We start from the raw sequence: 23,843 nt of genomic DNA on the forward strand, positions 1-23,843 counted from the left end.
CTCAGAGCCCCGGGTACAGCGGGAAGGCGTCGGTCAGTGCCTTGACGCGTGCCGACAGGGCGGCAACGTCAGCGGCCTTACCTGCGATCAGGGTCTCGGCGATAATGTCGGCAACCTCTTCGAACTCGGCCTTGCCGAATCCGCGGGTGGCGAGAGCCGGGGTGCCGATGCGAAGACCGGAGGTGACCCTTGGCGGACGGGGATCGAACGGAACCGAGTTACGGTTGACGGTAATGCCGACCTCGTGGAGGAGGTCCTCCGCCTGCTGACCGTCGAGCGCGCAGTCGCGCAGGTCAACGAGAACGAGGTGGACGTCGGTGCCACCGGACACGAGGGCAATTCCAGCGTCCGCAACGTCCTGCTGGAGCAGGCGCTCGGCCAGGATGCGTGCACCGTCCAGGGTGTTCTGCTGGCGTTCCTTGAACTCGGGCGACTGAGCGACCTTCATGGCAACAGCCTTCGCGGCAATGACATGCATGAGAGGCCCGCCCTGCTGGCCCGGGAACACGGCCGAGTTCAGCTTCTTTTCCAGCTCGGTCGTCTGGGCGAGGATCATGCCGGAGCGGGGACCGCCGATCGTCTTGTGGATCGTGGTCGTCACAACATCGGCGTGCGGGATCGGATTCGGGTGCAGGCCCGCTGCAACGAGGCCGGCGAAGTGAGCCATGTCAACCCACAGGTAGGCGCCAACGGCGTCGGCGATCTCGCGGAAGCGAGCGAAGTCCAGGTGGCGGGGGTAGGCGGACCAGCCGGCCACGATCAGCTTCGGCTGCTCGCGGCGCGCAATCTCCTCCACCTCTTCCATGTCGATCAGGCCGGTTTCCTTCTGAACCCCGTAGGAAACGATGCGGTAGTTCTTACCGGAGAAGTTGATCTTCATGCCGTGGGTCAGGTGACCGCCGTGGCTGAGTTCAAGGCCCATGACCGTGTCACCGGGGGTGACGAGCGCATGGTAAATAGCGGCGTTCGCCTGGGCACCGGAGTGCGGCTGAACGTTCACGTATTCGCATCCGAACACGGCCTTGGCTCGCTCAATCGCGAGGTTCTCCGCAACATCGACGTGTTCGCAACCACCGTAGTAGCGGCGACCCGGGTAACCCTCCGCGTACTTGTTGGTCAGCACCGAGCCCTGCGCCTCCAGGACGGCACGGGGAACGAAGTTCTCCGACGCAATCATTTCAAGGGTGTCGCGCTGACGGCCCAGTTCGTTCTCGAGAACTGCGGCGATTTCGGGGTCGACCTCTGCGATCGATGAGTTGAGCAGATCCATTAGTTTCTCCAGGGTCTTGGACAGGTGGCACCATCGTATCCCGTCAATCTGACGGAAGCCTGTCCGGCACGTGAAAAATCCACCGGCTGAAACATGGAAGGCGATACCCTTGCAACCATGCCTGCAATCGTTCTTTCGCTCTCCTGCCCGGACCGCCCCGGGATCGTCCACTCCGTCACCGGGGTCCTTGCCTCCGCTGGCGGCAACATCCTGGAATCCCAGCAGTACGGCGACATTGACACCGGTCAGTTCTTCCTCCGCATCGAAGCCGAGATCCCCGGCACCATCGGCGACCTGAGGGAGCCCGTTGACGAGCTCGCGGACCGGTTCCAGGGACGAATTGAGCTCGCCGAGAAGGACCGTCCCCTGAAGACCATCATCATGGCGTCCACCACATCGCATTGCTTGACCGACCTGCTTTACGAGCAGCGCATGGGGCGCCTCCCTATCGAGGTCGCTCGGGTTGTCTCCAACCACGACAAGCTCCGCCCCATTGCCGACTTCTACGAGGCCCCCTACACCCACATTCCGTTCGTGAAGGAACGCCGCGAGGAAGCCGAAGCCCAGCTCATGGAGATCGTGGACGAAACCGGTGCCGAGCTGATCGTCCTAGCGAGGTACATGCAGGTGTTGTCACCGCAGCTGTGCAAGCGCATGGCGGGATCGATCATCAACATCCACCACTCCTTCCTGCCCTCCTTCAAGGGCGCCCGCCCCTACCAGCAGGCCCACGACCGCGGCGTCAAGCTCATCGGCGCAACCGCCCACTACGTGACCGAGGATCTGGATGAAGGGCCGATCATCGAGCAGGACGTCGAGCGCGTTTCCCACGCCCTGTCGGCCCCCGACCTCCAAGCCATCGGCGAAGACGTCGAACGCCGTGTCCTCGCCCGCGCCGTCCGGTGGCACGCCGAAGACCGCGTGCTACGCAATGGACAGCGCACCGTCGTATTCCCGTAAAGGTCCGTGACGCACCAGACCGAAATGGGAAGCCGGCGAGATACCCACCACTGGCAGTGCCTGGACAACATGGCGGGGCCACCACATTTCCAGTGGACTGCAAGAGGAGTGAGTGCCGCTCTTCAAACATCGGCGAGGTAACCCACACGGCCATACCAAAACCAAAAGGGCTAGCCCCGTGTGCGCGCCGACTTCCACCGGGGGCGCGGTCGCGACGTTGTTGTCCTCGCTGACCGAAAAATGACCGGCTGCACCCGGTATAGATTCAACTGACGTATTGCGTGCATCGAGAGGGAATTAGCGTGATCGATCGGAGCAATGGTGGGCAAGCCGTTCTTGCCTTGAACGCGGTGACGTTCCGCCGCAACGGGATTCAGATCCTCGATGGAGTCGATTTCACGGTCCGAACGGGGGAACGATGGGCGCTGCTCGGTGAGAACGGCGCCGGTAAGTCCACCATCCTGTCGCTCTGCGGAGGGCTCGCGCACCCGTCGAGCGGGACAGTCGACATTCTTGGGCACCGAGTTGGCAGAGTCGACCTTCGCGAAATTCGGTGCCTCATTGGCCACGTCAATCCCAGGCATCCGCTCCGCGGTGCACCGTCGGTCACCGAGGTCGTCCTGACGGGAATCACCGGTACCATCGAGCTTCCAATGAGATGGGAGCCAACCGACACCGATCTTAAAAAAGCCCACTCGCTCATTACCGACATTGGGCTCGATAGCCACCGCGAGGCACCATGGCCCACCCTTTCTCAGGGTGAGCGTGGCCGGGCTCTTATTGCTCGTGCTCTTGCCGGCGATCCCCAGCTCCTCCTGCTTGACGAGCCAACGACGGGATTGGATTTAGCGGCGCGGGAACGACTGCTTGAAACACTCGATGGTCTTGCCGAATCGAACGTCACTTCTCTGCTTGTCACTCATCACCTGGAGGAGCTTCCCGCAACGACAACGCATGCGGCCCTGATCCGGCAGGGTACGTTGACAGCCGCTGGTCCTGTCAAGCAAGTCGTGACGAGCGAGAATATTTCGAAGGCCTTCGACTATCCGATCAGGGTAACGCGGGATGAGGGGCGCTGGGGAGCTCGCCGATCCCGCTAAGGGAAACGAAGGTCTGACTGAAGATGCTGGGTGCCCGCGGGAATGGCAGGAGACTGAATGGGGCTGCTGCCACCGGCCCCGCGGGACAGTCAGGGTCGCCAAGGATTCGGCGTTAGGCACTATTCGTTCAGGGCATCAACGATCGTGCGGTAGCCAGCGGCGGTATTGAGCCCCGACGTTCCCGACGCCTCGGACATGGGAACGAGGTAGACGCGATCGTTCGCGACCGCGGGAACATCCGCGAGCGCCGGGTTGCTCAGGGTCTCTTCAAACGGTTCGAGGCCCATCCCCTGAAAGTCCTCCACAAAGATGACATCAGGGTTGGCAACGGCAATCATTTCGGCATCGATCGGGCGTGTCTGCGTCAGGCCAATGGTCTCCTCCGCATTCACCGCCCCTGCCCGCACGGCCATGCCCGGGAGCATGATCGAATCATCCATTGCCATGATCGAATCTCCGCGCGCCATGAGCGCGAGGAAGCGCGTCCCGGAGTTGGTTGCCTCGGCGTCAATCTCTTCGATGTCGGCAAGGAACTGAGCCGAGAGTTCGGCAGCGAGGTCTTCTTCCCCGAGGGCTTCGCCAAGGAGAACGAGAGTCTCGGCAATGTCTTCCGGTGTCGAGAACGATGATGGGTCGAGGTTGAGCACGGGCACTCCCGTCTGTTCGAGCTGGTCTCCCGCCGTCTCTTCGCCTCCGTGACGAGTCGTGTTGAGAACGAGGTCCGGTCCCATGGCAAGGATCTGCTCCGGATCCGGATCCGTTCCGGGAGGGAGAACCTGCTCCACCTGGGACGCTAGGTCGGGAACCGTACTTGCCTCGGATTGGCTGGATGCTGGAACGGCAATCACCCGCTCCGGGCCGGCGAGCCGCAGTGCCATATCGGCAGTTTCTGCGGAAACCGCAATGATCCTCGCAGGCTCCTCGGCAATCTCGATCTGCTGATCGCCGAGGTCCACTGTGCGCGGCCACGTACCCGGCGATGCATCAACCTGAGCATCCGACGAAGAATCGTCACTCCCCGATACGGCATCGTCATTGCCGCTCGACACATCACCGCCCGGCTCCTCTGTTTGTACCTGGATGGTGCTTGGGCCTGCACCGCTGTCTTCTTGCTCGGTGTCTGCCCCACATGCCGCGAGCGCAAGCGCTGAGACGGCAGCGAGGCTGATGATTTTGGGCGCGGTGATCCGTACTTTCATGGTACTCCTTCTTAAGCCCGCCTAGCGCGGGGCGTTGTTTGTCAATGTTCTGCGGCGCCGACGTGGCGCCGCCCGTTAGACCGCGGTGACCGTGAGGTACCCCGTCGCTTCGCTACGGCGAACGTCGACCGTCACGCCGTAAGCATCGTTCAGCAGGTCGGGAACGAGGATCTCCGCGGGCGGTCCTGATGCCTTGACGCGGCCGCCGTCTACGAGGGTGAGCCGGTCGCAGAACCTCGCTGCAATATCGAGGTCGTGTAGCACCGCGATGATCGTGCGGCTACTCGATTCTTTGATCCACGGCTTAAACAGTCGGAAGACGTCGATCTCATGTCCCATGTCCAGGGCCGAACTCGGCTCATCGACGATAAGGATCTGTGGATCCTGTGCAATGGCGCGAGCAAGGGCTGTGAGTTGGCGTTCACCACCAGACGTGCTTCTCATTGGGCGGTCCCGCCATGCACTAGCACCTGTCATGCGAAGTGCCTCATCAACGGCCTCCTCATCCTCGGCCGTTGGGGACGAGAATCTCCCAAGCCGCGCATACCTGCTCATCTGCACGTATTGCTCGCCCGTGAAGTCAACGGGAGGAGTGTCTTGGGGAAGATAGCTCATGAGGCGGGCACGCTCCTTTGATGAAAGAGATGCCAGCCTCTCCCCCGCGATTCTGATGTCGCCAGACGATGGCACAAGCCCAAGGGCGGCCTTCACGAGGGTGGACTTGCCTGCCCCGTTAGGTCCGATGATCCCGTGAATAAGGCCGGGCGCAAAAGAGGCGTTAACGGAGTCAAGGACGTTCTTGCGTCGATAGCCGGCGCTGACCTCGGTCATCTCCACGGCGCTTGGCGCCTCCGTCCGCGCTTCTCTTGACGCCGTATTCGGCGCCGTCTGCTGTTCGGGCATAAGGCCGGTCATGATTGTCTCCTTGCCTGGGCGAGAACGAGACAGAGCAGGAAGGGCGCACCGATGATAGCCGTCACTGTTCCCGTTTGAAGGACGATGGGGTTGAAGATCATGCGGGCGGCAGTGTCCGCAACGAGGAGGAATATTGCTCCTATCAGGGCGCTAGCCGGGAGAAGGAAACGGTGGTCCGATCCCCAAATGAGCCGCACCACGTGGGGCACGACGAGGCCAACGAAGGAGATCACTCCGGTGATAGCGACACCCGCACCGGTCGCGAGGGCTGCACCGGCAAGAATGATGTGCTTCGTCCTTCCCACATTCATCCCCGAGGTTGCCGCCGTTGCCTCCCCGAGGCTCAGCAGGTTGAGATCCCGGGAGCACAGGAGAACGATGGCGACACCGATAAGCAGAGGCGCAAGGCTCATTCCCACGTCCTGCATGGTCCGTCCGGTCAGGTTGCCATTCAGCCAGAACATGGCAGACCGAGCATCCTCAGCGTCCTCCGCATTCGCGACCGTGGCCGAAATTATCGCCCCGAGGAACGCGTTCAGAGCGATGCCGACCAGGAGGAGCGAAGACGTAGAGCCGGACACGACGCCAACCGCCTGGACGATCGCGACCGCGCCAAGGGATCCGAGGAACGCACCGAGCGGAAGAATGTGCGAACCGGTGCCGGTGACGATAAGTAGAACGGCGACGGTTGCTGCCCCTGCGGATACTCCAGTAATTCCCGGCTCCGCTAGCGGATTGCGGAACACCCCCTGCATCGCAGCGCCAGCGACGCCAAGTCCAGCTCCCACGAGCACGGCAACCAGAACGCGGGGGACGCGCACCGCAGAGACCACCGCATCGGCACCCTGCGCCCCTCCGGGATCCGCGATCATGCCCCAGAGCGCACGCAGAGTTTCACCGAATGGCAGAGAAAGTGGGCCGATCATGACGGCGGCCATGACGGCCGCCGCAAGAAGAATCAGCATCAGTGCGAGCGTTACCGCACGCGAAGAGGTAAGAGTCTGAGGCACACCCACACAGTACCGATAATGAGAATCGTTCGCAATATTAGCGATTGGGGATTGGGAAGTTTGCGGGAAAGAACTCGTTTGGGACAGGGACGAAAGCCGAAGCGGTGGATGCTGGTGCGGGTTCTCGACGGGAGGTGTTCCGCGCCCCACGGGCATCGAGACTTAAAATCGAATCGTCATTCATCCCGCAGACAAGGGTCCCCCAGGGGTCTCCGCGGGAAAGGGGGGGGAAACTAGTCGAGCAGCTCACCCTGTCCACGAGGACGATGCATGAACGAGCCGGGCAGACATTGTCGCCAGGAACTTCTCAAGAGTGAGGGCCCGCCGCGCGGCAGGTCGGCTGGCTGGCAGCTTCAGTTCCCATCACTCGTGCATGCCACCATCCAAAACAACCAATTCAAGCAATGGCTTCGGGTTTCGCATGGTCTAGACGGCCGATTCAGCAATAATTACCACGGGACTCGGTGAGCGCGAGGGAAAAGTTTACTCGCCGGCATCTTCTCCGAGAGAAGTGTTATCCGCTCTTTTCCGCATACCGAAAGACCTGCCCAGGAACACGAGGCCGGCGAGACCGAAAGCAACAATGATTGCACCGCTGCCGGCAACGACTTTTCCCTCGAAGACAAAAGAGAAAACGGTGGCAAAGAGCGCTATCGATACAAGTAGCAGACCGATGTCTCGATTCTTCCTCCACGCGAGATCGCGGTGCTTATTCTCCAGATTTCGCTCCATAGCCGGATCCTATTGCCGTGGTTATGAATAGTTTTGTTTCTTGTTGCGCCGAATGTACCCGGGTGAGCCCCACGCCTCACGCTGCCTTGCAGTCGACCATCGTCGTCAATACGTGCACTGGTACAGCAGTGGCCGCGTTCAAGAATGACCGGAGGGCATGACGCCGATGGAATATCGACATCATGCCCTCGAGTCTCCGGTGGCCGGGATTAGAGGATGCCGAGTTCCTTCACGGCGTCGATCTCTTCCTGGGCGGCCTTGATGTTTCGGTCGATGCCTGCGCGGGTTGCGTCCGATACCTCGAGGTCGGTGACGATCTCCCACTCGCCGTTCTTGGCGATGGTCGGGAAGCCGAAGATCAGGCCCTCGGGACGCCGTACTCGCCGTGCGAGGCGACGCCCGCCGTCGTCCATTCGCCCTCGGGGTGCCGTTGACCCAGTCGTAGACGTGGTCGATGGCTGCGGATGCTGCCGAGGCGGCGGAGGAAGCTCCACGTGCTTCGATGATGGCGGCGCCGCGCTTGGCAACCGTCGGGACGAAGTAGCTGTTCAGCCAGTCAGCGTCGACGGCGTCGATGGCGGGCTTGCCTGCGAGCGTTGCGTAGGAGACGTCCGGGTGCTGATCCGCGGAGTGGTTACCCCACACGACAACGTTCTTGATGTCGGAGATCGCGGTGCCGGTCTTTTCCTTGAGCTGGCTCATGGCGCGGTTGTGGTCGAGCCTCATCATCGCGTTGAAGCGGTCCGCGGGAACGTCCGGTGCGGATGCGGCGGCGATGTAGGCGTTCGTGTTGGCCGGGTTACCAACAACGAGAACCTTGACGTCATCGGCTGCGTGGTCATTGATTGCCTTGCCCTGGGGTCCGAAGATGCCGCCGTTGGCCGCGAGCAGGTCCGCGCGCTCCATGCCCTTCGTGCGGGGGCGTGCACCGACGAGAAGGCCGACGTTCGCGCCCTCGAAGGCCTGGTTCGCATCGTCATAAATGTTGACGGAATCAAGCAGGGGGAAGGCCGAGTCGTTCAGCTCCATTGCCGTTCCCTCGGCGGCCTTGACCGCGGCGGGAATCTCGAGAAGGTTGAGGCGAACCGGAACATCGGGACCGAGAAGGCCACCGGATGCGATACGGAACAGCAGCGCGTACCCAATGTTGCCGGCAGCGCCGGTGACGGTCACGGTTACGGGAGACGTGGTCATGTGTTTACAACTCCTATGTCGAAATGGACCCGGGCGGGGTATCCACCCACAAGTCTAGAACCAATCTAATTGTCTTCTGCGGGCCTTGCGTCCCGATGTTCACGGTAGTAGGCGATAAGCGAACGGGTGGACGGATCCTGATCCGCAAGTGCCGCTTCGTCACCTGCGATCGCGGGACCAAGATCGTTCGCCATCTGCTTGCCGAGCTCAACTCCCCACTGGTCGAAGGAGTCGATGCCCCACACGATGCCCTGGACGAACGTGATGTGCTCGTAGAGGGCGATCAGCTGACCGAGAACCGAGGGGCTCAGGTAGGGGGCCATGATCGACGCCGTCGGCTTATTGCCTTCGAAGACGCGGGCCGGGACGATGGCCTCGGCGGTGCCTTCCGCGCGGACTTCGTCCGCGGTCTTACCGAATGCAAGTGCCTTTGTCTGCGCGAAGAAGTTACCGAGGAACAGCTCGTGCTGGTCCTGACCATCCGTCGCAAACGGATATGTCGGATTGGCGAAGGCAATGAAGTCGGCGGGAATCAGCTGGGTACCCTGGTGGATGAGCTGGTAGAAGGCATGCTGACCGTTCGTGCCGGGCTCACCCCAGAACACTTCACCGGTCGTGGTTGTGACGGGCGTGCCATCCCAGCGCACCGACTTGCCGTTCGACTCCATCGTGAGCTGCTGGAGATAGGCCGCAAAGCGATGCAGGTACTGGGAGTACGGGAGCACGGCGTGCGTGCCAGCATTCATGAAGTTCGTGTAGAAGATGTTGAGCATGCCCATGAGGAGCGGGACGTTCTCTTCCGCGGGTGCATTCGCGAAATGCTCATCCATGGCCCTGAAGCCTGCGAGGAAGTCCGCGAAGTTTTCGGGGCCAATTGCGATTGCGAGGCTCGTGCCAACGGCGGAGTCGACCGAGTAGCGGCCGCCGACCCAGGACCAGAAGCCGAACGCGTTATTGGGGTCGATGCCGAACTCGGCGACCTTGTCGAGAGCGGTCGACACGGCAACGAAGTGCTTGGCAACGGCCTCATCGCCCGTTCCCTCGGGCAGGTTGTCGAGAAGCCAGGCGCGGGCCACCTTGGCGTTCGTCAGGGTCTCGAGAGTCGTGAAGGTCTTGGACGCAATGATGAAGAGCGTCGTCTCGGGGTCGAGGCCGGACAGCTCCTCCCCCGCGTCCGTCGGATCGATGTTCGAAATAAACCGAACCTCGAGGTCTTCCTGCAGGTAGGGCTTCAGGGCCTCGTATGCCATGACCGGGCCCAGGTCGGAACCACCGATGCCGATGTTAACCACGGTTTCGATGGGGCGGCCGGTGATCCCCGTCCATTCGCCCGAGCGGACCTTCGTTGCGAACTCGTAGACGCGGTCGAGGACCTCGTGGACCTGGTCGACCACGTTCTCACCATCCACGGTGATGGTGCTGCCGCGCGGGGCGCGGAGCGCCGTGTGGAGCACGGCGCGGTCCTCGGTCACGTTGATCTTCTCTCCGCTCAGCATCGCGTCCCTGCGTTCTTCAACGTTGGTTTGGCGAGCAAGGTCAACGAGTGCGGCGCGTACCTCGTCGGTGAGGAACGACTTGGACAGGTCGACGTGGAGATCTGCGGCCTGGAACGAGAACTGTTCGGCACGGTTCGGGTTCTGGGCGAACCATTCGCGGAAGTTCGGCGCTAGTTCGCGTGCAATCGTCTCGAGATTCTTCCAGGCCGCTGTTCCTGCGGGGTCAATGGGCGATGCAGTCATGATGGTCCTTCTCAAGTGTGGATGGCGTCACTCAATTCTCACACAAGTTAGGAAACGGTGGGGCGCCTTGAGACGCCCCACCGCAGTTATGGTCACAGCTAACGATCTGGTATCTGATTCGGCGCGAAACTCCATGGAAGAGGCCGCGCACCGCTCAGTTCCAAACTCGGTCGGTGAACCCTAGAATGCCGTGCACTCGGCAACTTCGTCGAGGAGAAGCTGGTATTTATAGACGTTCTCAGCGTTCGATGACACGGCGCCAACAAAGTTGAAGAACGTACCAACGAGGGAGACATTCCATCCGGAACCGTCTTCCACAAGGGCAAAGGCCAGTGCCGGGTGGTCCTCATCGTAGAGAAGCGAGATATCTACGGGTTCACATGTGCCAACCGTGAGCTGTTCGTTCTCAATCTGGATCTGCATGCTCGTTCCGGACACTGCAGGATTGAGGGAGAGGAACAGGGAGTTGATGATCGTGAGTGCGGAATGATCCGAGACTTCGATGCTCGTGGTTGTCAGATTCGACAGGGCAACGAGCTCACCGAAGCTCACTTCTTGGATTTCCGGGATTTCCGACAGGTAGATCGCAAGCCCCAGGAGGCGCTGCTCTGCGAGCGGGAGATATCCCAGCGAATCTGTGATGGAACCGTCCGACAGGGAGTCGACGAACCGTTCGGTGGCTTCCTCCGGTGATGAAGAGGGCTCCGGGGTTGCCATCGTGAACTCACCGTTGCGCTGAATGAATGACTCCCGGTAGTCGCTGTCGGTGAAGTAGTCCCTGTTGAGGTAGGCAATGAAGGACGACACGGGCGAAACGTACCAGCCCTTCTCTTCCTCAACCATGACGAGAATCAGCGGGCCCTCCTCCGAGAAGTCAGCCGAGTAACTGTCGAGCCCCTCCTGCTGGAGACCAACCTTGATCATCGCGGTCAGTTGGTCAGCGTCCTCGACTCCAAAGTTCTGCTGAATCTGCTCATCGGAGTACATTTGCGAAATCAGGTCGCCCGTAATTTCCGCGAACTCATCCTCATCGGTGATCTCCAATGACAGAGTTCCATCGGTGACCGTCACCGCGGTCATTCCGTGCGCAATCTCGACTTCCTCCGACTGGTCAATCTCCAGCGAGAAGTCAACGACCTCCGAGTAGCGGCCCAGGGCCTCGGTGATGTCTTCCTGAGCATCCTCGTTATCGATCGGTTCATCGGTGGAGATAGCCTCCCACGAGTAGCGCATAAGGATCGACGTCATTGCCGAGGCGTACTGCTTCTCAGATGGGGAGATCGAGTCGTAAACAGACGTCAGGTCGCCGCTGTTGACCCGTTCCACGAGCGTCGTCGTGGCATCCGTGGCGCTGTCAGCGCCGTCCGCCGCCTCGGCTTCGGAGGACCGGCCAACCCACCACCAGATTCCAAGGCCCACAAGAACCAGGATGAGCACGACAAGGACCGCGATGATTGCGGTCGAGCGGGACCTCTTCGGCGGGTAGCCGCCCTGCTGGGGCTGGCCGGGAGGATAACCCGGACCGCCCGGGCCACCTGGGCCGCCCTGCTGGGGCCAGTGACCGGACTGTTCGTACTGGCCGGTCTGCGGCGAGTTACCGGACCACTGCAGGTTTTGCTCGTTTGGTGCCTGACCGCCCTGCGGGTGCTGGCCGCCTTGCGGGTGCTGGCCGGTGTGCGGGTGCTGGCCGGTGTGCGGGGTATTGCCGGTCCACTGCAGATTCTGCTGGTTCGGGTACTGACCGCTGTGCGGGGTCTGCCCCGAGTAGGGTGTCTGGCCGGACCACTGCTGGGACTCGTCCTGCGCAGACGCACCCGGTTGCTGGCCACCGCGGGGATCTCCCCCGGCGCCCTCCTTGTGCGGCTGCTGGTTGCCATCTGGTCGGAAACGGTCGTCGCTACTCATGTTCTGCATTATGTCGCACTTGATGGGCCCGTAGGGAGGCCAGAGCGGTATTGGGAGGTGGAGGACTCCCCACTCACGCTGTGCACGGCCCTCCCGCACCGCGGGATGCATCAGCATTTTCGTCCGGCAGCTTGCCTTTCGACCCGGGTTGCTCCAGCCTCCCAGTGTGATCCCGTGTGCGTGAGCCCGGCAGCGGGTTTGCCGCCGACCAGATGGTGAGACTTCCTCCGATGTTGATCAGGAATGCATGCGATCGTGTCCCGGACCTCTTCTCATCACCGCCCGGCTCGTATCGAAGCCCCGGGTATAGGTCTCTCAGCCCTGCGCCTTAGCAACCCAGGGTTGCGTCCCAGAATATGGGCGGAGCGTTGACATTGTTGCACGGCTTTCAGCAAGGATGTTCATAACACTGAGAGATTCGCTGGATTTGTGGAGGGCAGAGCATATACCACGATCGTTTGCCGTTTCTTGCCCCTAAGTCACGTCCCACTTATCTTTTTCATCGGGGACAATAGAGACATGGAACCAGTGAAGATTGCCGTCTTAACCTCGGGTGGCGACGCCCAGGGAATGAATGCCATTGTCCGCTCCGTGATTCGCACAGCCCTGCACGTCGGCGCTAAACCGTTCGCGGTGCGGGAAGGCTGGAAGGGAGCCGTTGAGGGCGGCGATCTGATCCAGGAAATGTCCTGGTCGGATGTTTCCGATATTCTCCACCGGGGCGGCACGATCATCGGCACGGCTCGTTCGGATCGTTTCCGCGAGCGCGAGGGCATGAGGGACGCGGTGAAGAACTTCGTGACCCGCGGTATCGACCGTCTTGTCTCAATCGGTGGTGACGGAACCCAGACGGGCACAAACGAGTTGCGGGAGGAGTGGTCGTCGCTGCTCGAGGAGCTCGTTGATCGTGGTGAGATCACTCGGGAGCAGGCCGATGCTCATCCGAAGCTTTACATTGCCGGCGTTGTTGGCTCGATTGATAACGATCTGGTGGGAACTGACATGACGGTCGGTGCCGACTCGGCACTGCACCGCATCATCGACGCGATTGACGCGATCTCTTCCACCGCCGAATCTCACCGCCGGTCTTTCATCATTGAGGTCATGGGCAGGCACTGCGGCTACCTGGCTCTCATGAGCGCCATTGCCGGCGGCTGTGACTACGTCTTTGTTCCCGAACATCCCCCGGCCGATGGCTGGGAGGATGACATGAGCCGGGTCCTCAAGGAGGGCCGCGACGCGGGCCGCCGCGACTCCATCATCATTGTTGCCGAGGGCGCGATGGACCGGCACGGTGAGAAGATCACATCGGAGCGCGTGAAGAACGCTCTTGAGGAGCGGCTCGGTGAGGCCGCCCGGGTCACGATGCTCGGTCACGTGCAGCGCGGTGGCATGCCGTCCGCCTACGACAGGTGGATGCCGACCCTGCTCGGTTACACGGCAACCCTGGAGCTCATCAACTCCGACGGGGATGCCTACATTATTGGCACTCGCCGCAATCGCCTGGTCAAGCTTCCTCTCATGAAGGCTGTGCAGGATACTCGTGCGGTTAAGACCTACACGGCAGAAGGCGACTATGAGGCCGCAATCGGTGCCCGCGGCACCTCCTACGGCGAGATGGTCAAGACCTTCGATGTTCTTTCCGCTCCGGTTCCGCCGAACGGTCACGCGAAGCCCAAGGGCCGGATTGCTCTGGTCCACGTGGGTGGGCTCGCACCGGGCATGAATACTGCGGCTCGTACAGCCGTGCGTCTTGGTATTGATCGTGGCTACGAGATGGTGGGCATCAAGGGCGGTTTGCCGGGCCTGGTTGACGGCAAGCTGGTTCCCCTGTCCTGGTGGGACGTGGAGTCCTGGTCCAGCACGGGCGGTGCCGCTCTTGGCACCCGCCGCCGCATCCCGTCCATTGACGAGTTCTACGCGATGGGGCGGACCATCGAGGACGCGAAGATCGACGGCATCATGATCATTGGCGGGCTCAACGGCTTCGAGGCCGCGCTGAAGATGAAGGAGGAACGCCAGCGTTTTTCGGCGTTCAAGATCCCGATCATCTGCGTGCCTGCCTCGATCGATAACAATCTGCCGCTCACCGAACTGTCAATTGGAACCGATACGGCGCTGAACACGAACGTTCGGGTTCTCAATCAGATCAAACAGTCCGCCTCCGCTTCCCGCCGCTGCTTCGTCACGGAAACAATGGGCCGCAACAGCGGCTACCTGGCTCTCATGAGCGCCATTGCCTCCGGTGCAGAACAGGTGTACCTGGCAGAAACGGGGATAACCCTGGCACAGCTGGCCGACGATACTGCAAAAATGGTCGAGGCATTTGAGAGGGGCCGGAGCCTCTACCTGGTTGTGCGAAACGAATATGCTTCCGAGCATTACACGACGGACTTCCTCACCCGCGTATTCGAGGAGGAGGGTGCCGGACTATTCGATGTCCGCCAGTCCGTGATCGGCCACCAGCAGCAGGGAGGTAACCCCTCCCCCTTCGACCGGCTCCTCGCCGTCCGCCTCGTTAACAAGGCGATCAGCGCGCTCGACGGTTACCTATCGGAGGGTAAGGATGACTGCACCTATGTCGGCATGACCGAGGGCGAGATCAAGGTCCACCGGCTCTCGCACATGGAAGAGCACTGGGATCCGGAAACGCGCCTGCCGCGTGACCAGTGGTGGCTTGGCCTCAAGGACGTTGCCTACATCGTGTCCGACCCGAACTTCGACAAGCCCGCCCAGGTTCTCCCGATCCTTTCAACGAACATCGGCTAACAAGCGTCGGCTCGTCAGGAGAACAGCGGCTGAGCATGTCGCTCGAGGGACCGGGTGCACGTCTTGTGTGCGCCCGGCTTCTCCGCGCAAGCAGTGCTCGAACCTCCGGATGGTGCGAAGTCCAGCTCAGACGATACGGCGGGCCGCCGCCCACCGGGCCAGCTCGTGCCGGTTGGAGAGCTGGAGCTTGCGAAGCACAGCGGACACGTGGGTTTCAACGGTCTTGATCGAAATGTAGAGGTCGCTCGCCACTTCCTTGTAGGACATGCCTCGGGCGATGAGCCGCATGACTTCCTGCTCTCGTCCCGTCAGGCGATCGAGCTCATCGTCGCGGTCGGCAATATCTCCCGCTCCCGTGCCAAAGGCATCGAGAACAAAGCCTGCGAGGCGGGCCGAGAAGGCAGCATCGCCGTCGTGGACCTTGCGGATTGCGTCCCCGAGCCTCTCCCCCGTCACGTCCTTGGTGACGTAGCCGCGTGCGCCCGCTCGAACGACTGCGACAACATCTCTTGCAGCGTCGGACACGGAGATAGCGAGGAACTTCGTGCCGGGATACATATCAACGCATTCCCGGACGACTTCAGCTCCACCGCCGCCACTTCCCCCTGGCATGTGAACATCGAGGAGAACAACGTTGGGGCGGAGCGCCCGGACGGTATCGATAGCGGAGTCGACATCGTGGGCTTCGCCGACAATCTCGAAGCCCCCAACCCGGTTGAGTTCTCCCAACATTCCGGCCCTCGCGAGCGGGTGATCATCGACGATGACGATGCTGATCATGATTCTCCTCGTGGAATAAGGATATGAACTTCGGTTCCGGGATCTCTTGTCTTGATCGTAGCTGTGCCACCGTGCCTGACGGTGCGGGCCAGGATCGAGTCTTTAACACCGTGCCGATCATCGGGGATCTCACCAAGCTCGAAACCGGTTCCGTGGTCGCGAACGAACAGCTCCAATGCGTCCTTTGAAAACTCGGCATACACGCTGACCGGTGGCTCGCCGTGCCGCACAGCATTAACGACCGCCTCGCGTCCCGCCGCGAGGAAAGCTGCGGTGTGCTCACCGGCCGCGTCTTCGCCGACGGAAACGAAGTCGATCTCGACGCCGTACAGGTCCTCGACCTCGCCCACCATGACCCGCAGGGATTCCGACAAAGATTCCTCTTCGTTCTTCTGACCGTAAAGCCAGGTGCGCAGCTGGCGTTCCTGAACCCTGGCCAAGCGAGTAACGGTTGCCGGATCGCTCGCGCTGTTACGGATCAGGGTGAGGGTTTGCAGAACGGAGTCGTGCAGGTGGGCGGCGATATCGGCGCGGGCGGCTTCTGCAGCGCTCTCCTGACGCGCCACATTGAGTTCTTTAATGATCTGGGCGGCAGCGGGCCACATTCCAACGAGGGCAAGCAGAAGGACCGCGAGACCAACAACGACTGAGGTAAGCATCGTCCGCGGGTCCTCGTTGCGGACCGCGAAGATCAGGACACCAATAACGAGGAGGGCAATACCGGAGATGATCCTGATGGCCTGGACCCGGATCGAGCTGCCACCGATCCTGCTCCAGGCGAGGGCCGCGCCAACGCCGACGCACAGAATGGAAAGAAGTATCCCGAGATTGATCTCAATAATGCTCTGAGTGGCCCATATGACGATCGCGGCAATGGCAATGACGAGGGCAAGGAACAGGAGCCGCACCTGACGGGACGGGCTGAACCGCTTTTCGGTGCGGTCGGGGATTTCCGTGGACGACGCAATGGCAAACACCAGCCACAGGTAAATGAACGCTCCGGCGAACCGGAAGAATCCGAGCGCCACAAAGACGATGCGTACGAGCCAGACGTTGACGCCCAGGTGATCGGCAATGCCCTGGCAGACGCCAAGGATGAGCCGGCCCGACTCGGGTCTTCGCAGCGGATACCTTTCCATACATTGATCTTCGCACGTTAGGAGACCCCGAGGTCACCCTTGCTCGGGTTATCAGGGGAAGATCAGGGCTTCCCCCAATATCGGCAGGCCATCTCCCCGGCAGAGAATATAGACATGGCTGGAGATAGTTTTTTTGATTCAATAAGAGCGTTCGGCGTGACCCGCGCCAGCGACACCCCGTTGGCCGGTGTCTCTGCGGGTCTCGCCAAGCGCTGGAACGTCGACACCCTCGTTGTTCGCGCGATCTTCGTGGCGCTGACTGTCATGGGAGGCGCCGGCATCACCCTCTACGCACTCGGATGGCTCTTCCTCCCGGATGAAACTGACCGCATTCACGGGCAGGAACCCTTCTACGGTCAGGTCACAGCAAGCTTCGTCTTCGGTGTCCTCATCGTCTTCGCTTCTCTCGGTGGCACCGGCTGGGGCTGGGGATGGGGTAATGGATGGCCGGGGCCCTTCGCCCTCCTCATCACCATCGTCGTTGTCGCCGTCGTCATCGTCACTTTGAACGCGCAGCGCGACAAGCAACCCCCGCACGGCACCGGACCAGCAACTGGCCCTGGCACCGCTACCGGCTACGGCTCCCCCTCGGGTCACGGTAGCTCCTCATTCGGCACCGCCACCGGCCCAGCTACTTCAGGCCCCGCTACTTCTGGCTCGGCGAGCTACGGCTCGTCCACCGGTGACGGTGCCACAGCATCATCCACGACCGGTGGCGACGCTACCGACTATTCGTACGATTCCTTTTCGTCATCCACGACCGGTGGCGACGCAACATCGGAGTACACCATGGAACCCCCGACTGACCGTTATGCAACATCCGGCGCAGCCGGCAGCACCCCGCCCGGACCATCGGATACGTCCGGCGCAGCCGGTGCGCCCGGCACTCCACCGGATCGGAGCGAGCTCTACTCGACGACACCCGTGAAGACCGAGACGCCCGATAATCGCCCTGTGGCGGGAACCCGCACGGTTCTCCTTGCACTCGCTTTTATCCTCATCGTTATCGCAGCCTTCACCTACATGAGCTACCAGGACATCGAGTTCTTTAACGATTCGACGATCATGCTTGGCGGATTCGCTATCGTCTCCCTCGTCCTTGGGCTTATCGTCATTGGCTACGGAATAAGCGGCCGCCGCGGCGGCGGGCTCTCGGCCCTCGCCATCATCGCAGCAATCCTTACCTTTCCCGCGGGTGCTCTCATGGCCTTCCCCCAGGCCGAACACCACGTCCTCATGGGTCAAGGATCCTGGTCCCCGACCACGGTCAGCCAGGTCGAGGGCGGGTTCTCCGTCCTCATGGGTGAGATCGAAATCGACGTGACCGATCTGGAAGATTCAGAATTCGATGTGCGAGGCACGATGGGCGACATCAACCTCGTTGTCGACAACGACCAGAAGATCGCGGTCGTCACGGACTTCACGATGGCAGACCTGGAAAACGCGACAGGTAACTACCAAACCGACGCCGGTTTCACCGGCGACACCGTCTACTACGTCGGCGGAATCGACGACATAGAGGACGCAGACATCATCATCCATGTGGACATGATTATGTCCTCCCTGACCATCGAGAGGTAGCCATGACTAAGCAACCCGTTATCGGAACCATCATCATCGGCGTCCTCGTCGTCCTCCAGGCCCTGTGGGCACTCGCCGTGGCGTTCGAGATACCGATCATCAATCGGTTCGACTCCACGCAGATTCTGATCGTCACCCTCCTCGCCATCGCACTCCTTCTCATCATCATTGCCCTCTGGCCGAAATCAGCGAAGAAGGAGGAGCCCCTCCAATACGCTCCCGTCAGCGAAGCAGATGCTGCTGCCGGCATCACTTCCCGCAGGGAAGATATCGTTGCCGACCTACGCTGGATCGACCCCTCCTCCGCACTGACCGTCCCCATCACCACCGGTGGTCAAGCTACCGTCCTCGTCAATCCGCAGAGCCTTGCAATCCGCACGGCGGCCACCAACGTCGACATCGGAACCGATCTCGGTCTCACCTGGCTTCGCCAGTACGGCGGCGAGAACATCTACGTCAGCCAGGGCCTCACCGACCCCGCCCAGGCACTCCTCACCGTCAACGCATCCACCACCAGCCTCACGGTCCGCTCCCGGTAAATTGGACCACGTCCGGTAACGAGGCCCGGTCCCGGTAACGAACGCCAGTCCCGAATCAAGAAAACAACAAAGCTGTTCCCCGCTTGCATGTGCGAGCGGGGAACAGCTTTATCTACACCCTGTGGTGTTACCTTCTGGCTTTCCTTTCGGCAGAACCTTCGCCTACTGACGGAAACCTTCTCGTCCCTACCGAGGAAAGCACTCACCGGTTCACGTCAGCACGCCCTCAAGGAGCGAGGTGCGGTTGCCGAACCGATGGTTGGTTGCCGAGATTGCCTGCTCCTGAATGTAGGGAAGGAGCTCGATGTGGCCCGCGGGGGTCAGCGGATCGGAGTAGATCCCAACATCAATGGATCCATCGATTGCTTCGGCAAGTGCCACCGGGTCTTCGCCGAGGACACGGAAACGGACGCCGTCGGCGGAGACCGACATGCCCTTGGCGCGGCGGTGCCAATCCTCGGTCGACTCGACCGTGAGGAGCACGGCGTTATTCGTAAGGAACTCGGAGACGGATACCGGTAGCGGTTCGGCTGCCGAGACTTCGACACCGGCACCGAGTGCAATGGCACCCGCGGCGCTTGCCAGCACGTCACCGACGGGCTGGCCTGCTCCGAGCCTGATGACGACTCGCGGGAAGCCCAGGTAGCGGAGGATGTTGAGCTCCACGCCAAGCTGCGATGGATCGTGCTCGGCAAGGAATTCTTCAGTGAGCGCCTTGTCCATGCCGGCCAGGGTTTCCTTTGTCCGGGCTAGGTCGGGTAGTTGCTTAGCGATGCTGGCCGCGTCCTGCAGAACAGGATGCGAAACATTGCCGTCGGCAACGCCCCTGAAGTCCGGCTCAACATGTCCAAGTCCGTACAGGTAGCTCGGTCCGCCCGCCTTCGTACCTGTTCCGACGGAGGAACGCTTCCAGCCACCAAAAGGTTGCCTGCGAACAATGGCACCCGTGATCGTGCGGTTGACGTACACGTTTCCGGCGTGGACGTGGTCCAGCCAGTAGGCGATCTCCGCAGAATCGAGCGAGTGAATTCCTGCGGTCAAGCCGAACTCGACCGCGTTCTGCCATTCAATCGCCTCCTGGAGGGAATCGGCTCTCATGACGCCGAGGATCGGACCAAAGTACTCGGTCAGGTGATACTCGGAGCCCGGTTGCACGCCGGAGCGAACACCGGGGGTCCACAGTTTGTCACCGAGCTGACGGGGCTTCACAACCCAAGACTGGCCGGGCTCAAGCTGGGTGAGACCCCGCAGGAGCTTGCCCTTGGCCTCTTCGGTTACCGGCCCCATTTCCGATGATAGGTCGTGCGGGTAACCAATCTTGAGTGACTTCACCGCATCGACCAGCTGGTTGCGGAATCTCTTCGAGAAGCCGATGGAGCCCACGAGAATCACGAGCGATGCTGCCGAACACTTCTGTCCCGCGTGACCGAAGGCGGAGACAACAACGTCCTTGACCGCCAAGTCAATATCGGCGTGCGGGGTGACGATGATGGCATTCTTACCCGACGTCTCTGCAAAGACTCGCAGGTCCGGACGCCAGGAGCGGAACATGCGGGCGGTGTCGATTGAGCCGGTGAGAATCACCTGATCAACCGCCTCAACAAGATGCTTACCCAAGCCCTTGTCAGCACCCGGTACCGACTCGTCGAGGTTAACGAGTTGGAGAACGTCGCGGGACACTCCCGCCTCCCACATGAGCTCGGCAATGAGGGAGCCGATGCGGCGGGTGACCCGGGCTGGCTTGAACAGGACGCTGGAGCCCGTTGCAAGGGCCGCAAGAACGCCGCCTGCCGGGATGGCGATTGGGAAGTTCCAGGGCGGGGTGATGAGTGTGGTCTCGACCGGCTTGAACACGGCGCCATCGACATTCTCGAGCGCGGGTGCCAGCGAGGCGTAGTACCGGGTGAAGTCGATGGCTTCGGAAACCTCAACATCGGCCTGGTCGATGGCCTTGCCTGCCTCCGAGCCGGCGGCCTCGATGAGCCTGCCGCGGTTAGCTTCGAAGACATCTGCGATCTTGAGAAGGACCGCTGCCCTTTCGGTGGCGGGCGTCGCCGCCCACTCCTTGCTGGCATCGATAGCGGTCTCCACCATCTCGTCGAGCTCGGCGAAGGTTGACTGGGTGTGCGTTGTTGCCGTCTGGGTTCCCTCGATTGAGTTCGGGATCCGCTCCGCAATATCCCGCGCCCACGCAAGGTTGGCGGGCAGGGACGGATCAGTGTCCGGGGTATTGGAGAACTCTTCAGCGAAGGGCTCCGGCGCCTTGTTCCGGTCCTGGCGCCGGCGGGGGCCGTGCGGGACGGTGTCCTTGCGAGCGGCGGCCTTCACGAAACGGTCCGCTTCGAGCTCGAATACGGAGCTGTCTTCGAGGGCGAACACGTTCGACATAAAGTTCTCGGGGTGGCGTTCTCCTCGAGCCTGCGCACCAGGTAGGAGATGGCGACGTCGTACTCTTCCGGTTTGACGACCGGCACGTAGTAAAGGAGGGGGCCAACATCATCGCGTACGGCGTTCGCTTGCGGGGTGGCCATACCGGCCAGCATCTCCACATCGACCTCGGTGCCGATCTCGAGGCCATTATCTCGGGCTAGGAGCACACCGTAAGCGAGAGTGAAGAGATTCTGTCCGGCAATGCCGATGCGAACGGCATCGACATTCTCCTTCGTGAGGGAGTCTTCAAGCATAACAAGGTAGTTGGCGTCCGTGTCCTCCTTCGTGGGTTGGACCGTAAGCTCCCACCCCCTCATGGCAGCATCGACTCGCTCCATTGACAGGTTCGCGCCCTTCACGACTCGGACCTTGATCGGTGCCCCGCCCCGGGCGCGGCGTTCCTTCGCCCATACCGTCAGGTCGGCAAGAGCCTCCCTGCCGTCGGGCAGGTACGACTGGAGAACAATTCCCGAGTGATAGGTCAGGAACTCATCCCGATCGAGGATGTTCTTGAACACCGCGATCGTCAGGTGCAGGTCCTTGTACTCCTCCATGTCCAAGTTGATGAAGGTGTTGTTTTCACGGGCTACCCGGAAAACGGGAAGCAACTGGTTGACAGCATGCTCAACGGCCTCGTTGAAGCCGTAGGCGGCGTGGGGGCCAATCACCGAGGAGACCTTGAGCGACACGTAGTCGACATCGTCCCGGCGAATAAGCTCGGTGGTGGCGGCGAGCCTCCGGCTCGCTTCTTCGTCCCGAGGACGGCTTCACCAAGCAGGTTCAGGTTGAGCCTCGATCCGTCGGCCCGGAGCTTGGCAATGGTCGGGCCAAGCTTCGATGGCGTGACATCTGCGACCAGGTCGCCGACGAGGGCAGCAAACAGCTGGGTGGCGACGGTGCGGGCCAGCCCGGGTGCGACGGGCGCAATCCTGCCGCCGCCCTTCGCGAGTACCGACAGATACCCGGGTAGGAAGGAAGCGTCCTTGCGGGACATTTCATCGAGCTTCTCCGCAACAACATGCTCATCCTCGGGGCGAATCACACCATCGACGAAGGACACCGTGTAGTCGAGGCCACCCGGATGGTCCAGCACCTGCGACAGAAGTTTCGACGCATACGGAGTGGAATACTGTCGGGCATTATCCGACCACTCCTGCGCCTTGGCTATTGATCGCGTTACGAGATCCATCATTCAACCTTTCTAATCCACCCGAATCATGGCAGCCCAGCTCGACAGTGAGGCGAGGGCAATGCCAAAAGCGGCGAGAGTAAACGAGTCCCACCAGCGACCGCGAATATCGGGAACAATTCCGGGTGGTAGGCACATGCGTAAGAGTGCGAGGCCAATCATGCTGGCCGCGAGCGCGCGCGTTGCTAGGACCGGCCCTGCGGTGAATGCCAGTACGACAACGATGCCGATCCACACCGACATCACGCCATAGAGGGCCGGTGCCGGTACGCGCTTTTCTCCCATACGATTACTGTATCGGTTGGAGGAAAACTTGATCACAATTTGCGGCACCGGACTGGCGGGCCTACGAATCGCGGCAGAACTGCGAGAACGTGGATATGACGGGCTTTTGAGGGCTATCGAGAGGGAGGGCATTCCACCCTACGATCGGCCACCCCTGACCAAAGTCCTATTTGGGGAGTATAGAAAACCGCTTTCCGCCGAAGGTCTCGGTGAGCTCTCCCAGCTCTGCGATGAGGTCATTACCGCCAATGTTGAATCGCTCGACGGCACCGCGGTGGTCGCAAACGGCACCCGCTACGAATCGGACATAACGGTCCTTGCGCTGGGGGCCGATGCTCGCAACGCTATCGGCGGCGCACTGACCATCAGGACCCGCGACGACGCGGCAAAGCTTCGCGCTGTCGAAGGTCAGGTCACGATTGTGGGTGGCGGCTGGCTCGGAAGCGAACTGGCTTCGTCCTACGCGGAAGCAGGCAGGCAGGTGAACCTCGTTGAGATCGCGGAAGACATCCTGCCCGTCCTCGGCCCGGGGGCAAGAAAGGTCCGTGTGGCACTCGAGGACCTGGGAGTAAAGATTCTCCGTCAGATTCCCGACAATCCCGGGACTCTCGTCGAGGCAACCGGCGCTATCCCCAACACGCTCGGACTGGACCTCACAACAGACGGATGGGGCCGCACCAACATGCCGGGTGTCTACGCGGTTGGCGACTGCGCCGAGATCTCCATCGGCCCCTCCTCCGGCCATTGGAACACTGCCCTGCACCAGGCAACCAGGGTCGCCGAGGCAATCATGACCGACCCGCATGCCGACCCCGTTCCGTTAACCCCCGATGTGTTCTCAACCATTGCGGGACTGGAGCTTCTCTTCATCGGGCATGCGGCAGGCACTCCCGTGGTCCTCGAGGACGGCTCCCGTACCCTCTGGATCAAGGACGGCAGGCTGTCTGGCGGGCTGACCATTGACCGTCCCGCCGACGGCGTTGCCTTGCGCAAGAACATCGGCGCATCCCTCTCCGAAGAAGCCGCCGCCGATCCCCTACCGCTGAAGAAGATTCTTCGCGCCCAGCAAACCGTATAGAAACCGCAGAACGGCGGCGCGATAGCAAC

19 protein-coding genes and 1 pseudogene are annotated in these 23,843 nt (G+C 61.4%); 6 read left to right on the plus strand and 14 right to left on the minus strand.

The genetic code is table 11. The features are described from left to right. Position 1: 1 nt before the first annotated feature. On the minus strand, positions 2-1,270 hold the full coding sequence (gene glyA, locus EJ997_RS05690; RefSeq protein WP_126703708.1) for a serine hydroxymethyltransferase: 1,269 nt from the start codon (positions 1,268-1,270) through the stop codon (positions 2-4). Between the two features lie 117 nt (positions 1,271-1,387). Between glyA and purU the strand changes: the two genes are divergently transcribed. Beyond that, positions 1,388-2,230, plus strand: a complete 843-nt coding sequence (purU, locus tag EJ997_RS05695) for a formyltetrahydrofolate deformylase (RefSeq protein WP_228201601.1) — start codon at positions 1,388-1,390, stop codon at positions 2,228-2,230. Positions 2,231-2,532: 302 nt separating this feature from the next. Beyond that, positions 2,533-3,330: an ABC transporter ATP-binding protein gene (locus tag EJ997_RS05700; protein WP_228201602.1), complete on the plus strand. Its 798-nt coding sequence runs from the start codon at positions 2,533-2,535 to the stop codon at positions 3,328-3,330. A 119-nt stretch (positions 3,331-3,449) separates the two neighbouring features. On the opposite strand, the gene EJ997_RS05705 is transcribed toward EJ997_RS05700, so the two are convergent. The 7 genes and pseudogenes from EJ997_RS05705 to EJ997_RS05735 form a co-directional block, all read right to left on the minus strand. Continuing rightward, complete coding sequence (locus EJ997_RS05705) at positions 3,450-4,529, minus strand: ABC transporter substrate-binding protein (protein ID WP_126703710.1); 1,080 nt, start codon at positions 4,527-4,529, stop codon at positions 3,450-3,452. A gap of 75 nt (positions 4,530-4,604) precedes the next feature. Beyond that, a complete protein-coding gene (locus EJ997_RS05710) occupies positions 4,605-5,444 on the minus strand; it encodes an ABC transporter ATP-binding protein (protein WP_126703711.1) in 840 nt (279 codons plus the stop codon). Continuing rightward, positions 5,441-6,454: a FecCD family ABC transporter permease gene (locus EJ997_RS05715; RefSeq protein WP_206501853.1), complete on the minus strand. Its 1,014-nt coding sequence runs from the start codon at positions 6,452-6,454 to the stop codon at positions 5,441-5,443. Before EJ997_RS05715 ends, EJ997_RS05710 begins: the two co-directional genes overlap by 4 nt. 483 nt (positions 6,455-6,937) lie before the next feature. Continuing rightward, the gene (locus EJ997_RS05720) at positions 6,938-7,186 is read right to left on the minus strand and encodes a hypothetical protein (RefSeq protein WP_126703712.1); all 249 of its coding nucleotides are present in this window, start codon (positions 7,184-7,186) and stop codon (positions 6,938-6,940) included. Between the two features lie 209 nt (positions 7,187-7,395). Beyond that, positions 7,396-8,380 (minus strand): annotated as a pseudogene (locus tag EJ997_RS05725) (malate dehydrogenase). Positions 8,381-8,445: 65 nt separating this feature from the next. Continuing rightward, positions 8,446-10,119: a glucose-6-phosphate isomerase gene (gene pgi / locus EJ997_RS05730; RefSeq protein ID WP_126703713.1), complete on the minus strand. Its 1,674-nt coding sequence runs from the start codon at positions 10,117-10,119 to the stop codon at positions 8,446-8,448. Positions 10,120-10,299: 180 nt separating this feature from the next. Next, positions 10,300-12,024 (minus strand): cell division FtsX domain-containing protein, encoded by a 1,725-nt coding sequence (locus EJ997_RS05735; RefSeq protein ID WP_126703714.1) that lies wholly within the window; start codon positions 12,022-12,024, stop codon positions 10,300-10,302. Positions 12,025-12,543: 519 nt separating this feature from the next. On the opposite strand from EJ997_RS05735, the gene EJ997_RS05740 reads away from it, so the two are divergent. Next, positions 12,544-14,793: a 6-phosphofructokinase gene (locus EJ997_RS05740; protein ID WP_126703715.1), complete on the plus strand. Its 2,250-nt coding sequence runs from the start codon at positions 12,544-12,546 to the stop codon at positions 14,791-14,793. Positions 14,794-14,919: 126 nt separating this feature from the next. Here EJ997_RS05740 and EJ997_RS05745 read toward each other — a convergent pair whose 3' ends face one another. Both EJ997_RS05745 and EJ997_RS05750 read right to left on the minus strand, forming a co-directional pair. Next, complete coding sequence (locus EJ997_RS05745) at positions 14,920-15,576, minus strand: response regulator (protein ID WP_206501890.1); 657 nt, start codon at positions 15,574-15,576, stop codon at positions 14,920-14,922. After that, positions 15,570-16,712 (minus strand): ATP-binding protein, encoded by a 1,143-nt coding sequence (locus EJ997_RS05750; RefSeq protein WP_126703717.1) that lies wholly within the window; start codon positions 16,710-16,712, stop codon positions 15,570-15,572. The genes EJ997_RS05745 and EJ997_RS05750 overlap by 7 nt, the downstream gene beginning before the upstream one ends. Positions 16,713-16,826: 114 nt before the next feature. Between EJ997_RS05750 and EJ997_RS05755 the strand changes: the two genes are divergently transcribed. Continuing rightward, a complete protein-coding gene (locus EJ997_RS05755; RefSeq protein ID WP_126703718.1) occupies positions 16,827-18,293 on the plus strand; it encodes a PspC domain-containing protein in 1,467 nt (488 codons plus the stop codon). Between the two features lie 2 nt (positions 18,294-18,295). Beyond that, positions 18,296-18,832, plus strand: coding sequence for a hypothetical protein (locus EJ997_RS05760; RefSeq protein WP_126703719.1), 537 nt, complete (start codon positions 18,296-18,298; stop codon positions 18,830-18,832). A 210-nt stretch (positions 18,833-19,042) separates the two neighbouring features. Here the strand turns inward: EJ997_RS05760 and EJ997_RS13945 are convergent, their stop codons facing one another. Genes EJ997_RS13945 through EJ997_RS05770 form a run of 4 tightly spaced genes read right to left on the minus strand, consistent with a single transcriptional unit; the run spans position 19,043 to position 22,736 of the window. Next, positions 19,043-21,220: an aldehyde dehydrogenase family protein gene (locus EJ997_RS13945; protein ID WP_323052634.1), complete on the minus strand. Its 2,178-nt coding sequence runs from the start codon at positions 21,218-21,220 to the stop codon at positions 19,043-19,045. Further along, positions 21,157-21,951, minus strand: coding sequence for a proline dehydrogenase family protein (locus EJ997_RS13950; protein ID WP_323052635.1), 795 nt, complete (start codon positions 21,949-21,951; stop codon positions 21,157-21,159). Before EJ997_RS13950 ends, EJ997_RS13945 begins: the two co-directional genes overlap by 64 nt. Beyond that, a complete protein-coding gene (locus tag EJ997_RS13955; RefSeq protein ID WP_323052636.1) occupies positions 21,927-22,454 on the minus strand; it encodes a hypothetical protein in 528 nt (175 codons plus the stop codon). The genes EJ997_RS13950 and EJ997_RS13955 overlap by 25 nt, the downstream gene beginning before the upstream one ends. 9 nt (positions 22,455-22,463) lie before the next feature. Then, positions 22,464-22,736, minus strand: coding sequence for a DUF3017 domain-containing protein (locus EJ997_RS05770; protein WP_164719827.1), 273 nt, complete (start codon positions 22,734-22,736; stop codon positions 22,464-22,466). 28 nt (positions 22,737-22,764) lie between these two features. Between EJ997_RS05770 and EJ997_RS05775 the strand changes: the two genes are divergently transcribed. Beyond that, positions 22,765-23,814: an FAD-dependent oxidoreductase gene (locus EJ997_RS05775; RefSeq protein ID WP_164719829.1), complete on the plus strand. Its 1,050-nt coding sequence runs from the start codon at positions 22,765-22,767 to the stop codon at positions 23,812-23,814. Positions 23,815-23,843: the final 29 nt, after the last annotated feature.

Source organism: Flaviflexus ciconiae (genome assembly GCF_003971195.1).
GTDB lineage: Bacteria > Actinomycetota > Actinomycetes > Actinomycetales > Actinomycetaceae > Flaviflexus > Flaviflexus ciconiae.

What these genes read in the sequence shown, in the direction of transcription:
- glyA (WP_126703708.1), bottom strand. Translation starts at nt 1,270, where the DNA reads ATGGATCTGCTCAACTCATCGATCGCAGAGGTCGACCCCGAAATCGCC.
- purU (WP_228201601.1), top strand. Translation starts at nt 1,388, where the DNA reads ATGCCTGCAATCGTTCTTTCGCTCTCCTGCCCGGACCGCCCCGGGATC.
- EJ997_RS05705 (WP_126703710.1), bottom strand. Translation starts at nt 4,529, where the DNA reads ATGAAAGTACGGATCACCGCGCCCAAAATCATCAGCCTCGCTGCCGTC.
- EJ997_RS05710 (WP_126703711.1), bottom strand. Translation starts at nt 5,444, where the DNA reads ATGACCGGCCTTATGCCCGAACAGCAGACGGCGCCGAATACGGCGTCA.
- EJ997_RS05720 (WP_126703712.1), bottom strand. Translation starts at nt 7,186, where the DNA reads ATGGAGCGAAATCTGGAGAATAAGCACCGCGATCTCGCGTGGAGGAAG.
- pgi (WP_126703713.1), bottom strand. Translation starts at nt 10,119, where the DNA reads ATGACTGCATCGCCCATTGACCCCGCAGGAACAGCGGCCTGGAAGAAT.
- EJ997_RS05735 (WP_126703714.1), bottom strand. Translation starts at nt 12,024, where the DNA reads ATGAGTAGCGACGACCGTTTCCGACCAGATGGCAACCAGCAGCCGCAC.
- EJ997_RS05740 (WP_126703715.1), top strand. Translation starts at nt 12,544, where the DNA reads ATGGAACCAGTGAAGATTGCCGTCTTAACCTCGGGTGGCGACGCCCAG.
- EJ997_RS05750 (WP_126703717.1), bottom strand. Translation starts at nt 16,712, where the DNA reads ATGGAAAGGTATCCGCTGCGAAGACCCGAGTCGGGCCGGCTCATCCTT.
- EJ997_RS05755 (WP_126703718.1), top strand. Translation starts at nt 16,827, where the DNA reads ATGGCTGGAGATAGTTTTTTTGATTCAATAAGAGCGTTCGGCGTGACC.
- EJ997_RS05760 (WP_126703719.1), top strand. Translation starts at nt 18,296, where the DNA reads ATGACTAAGCAACCCGTTATCGGAACCATCATCATCGGCGTCCTCGTC.
- EJ997_RS13945 (WP_323052634.1), bottom strand. Translation starts at nt 21,220, where the DNA reads ATGTCGAACGTGTTCGCCCTCGAAGACAGCTCCGTATTCGAGCTCGAA.
- EJ997_RS13955 (WP_323052636.1), bottom strand. Translation starts at nt 22,454, where the DNA reads ATGATGGATCTCGTAACGCGATCAATAGCCAAGGCGCAGGAGTGGTCG.
- EJ997_RS05770 (WP_164719827.1), bottom strand. Translation starts at nt 22,736, where the DNA reads ATGGGAGAAAAGCGCGTACCGGCACCGGCCCTCTATGGCGTGATGTCG.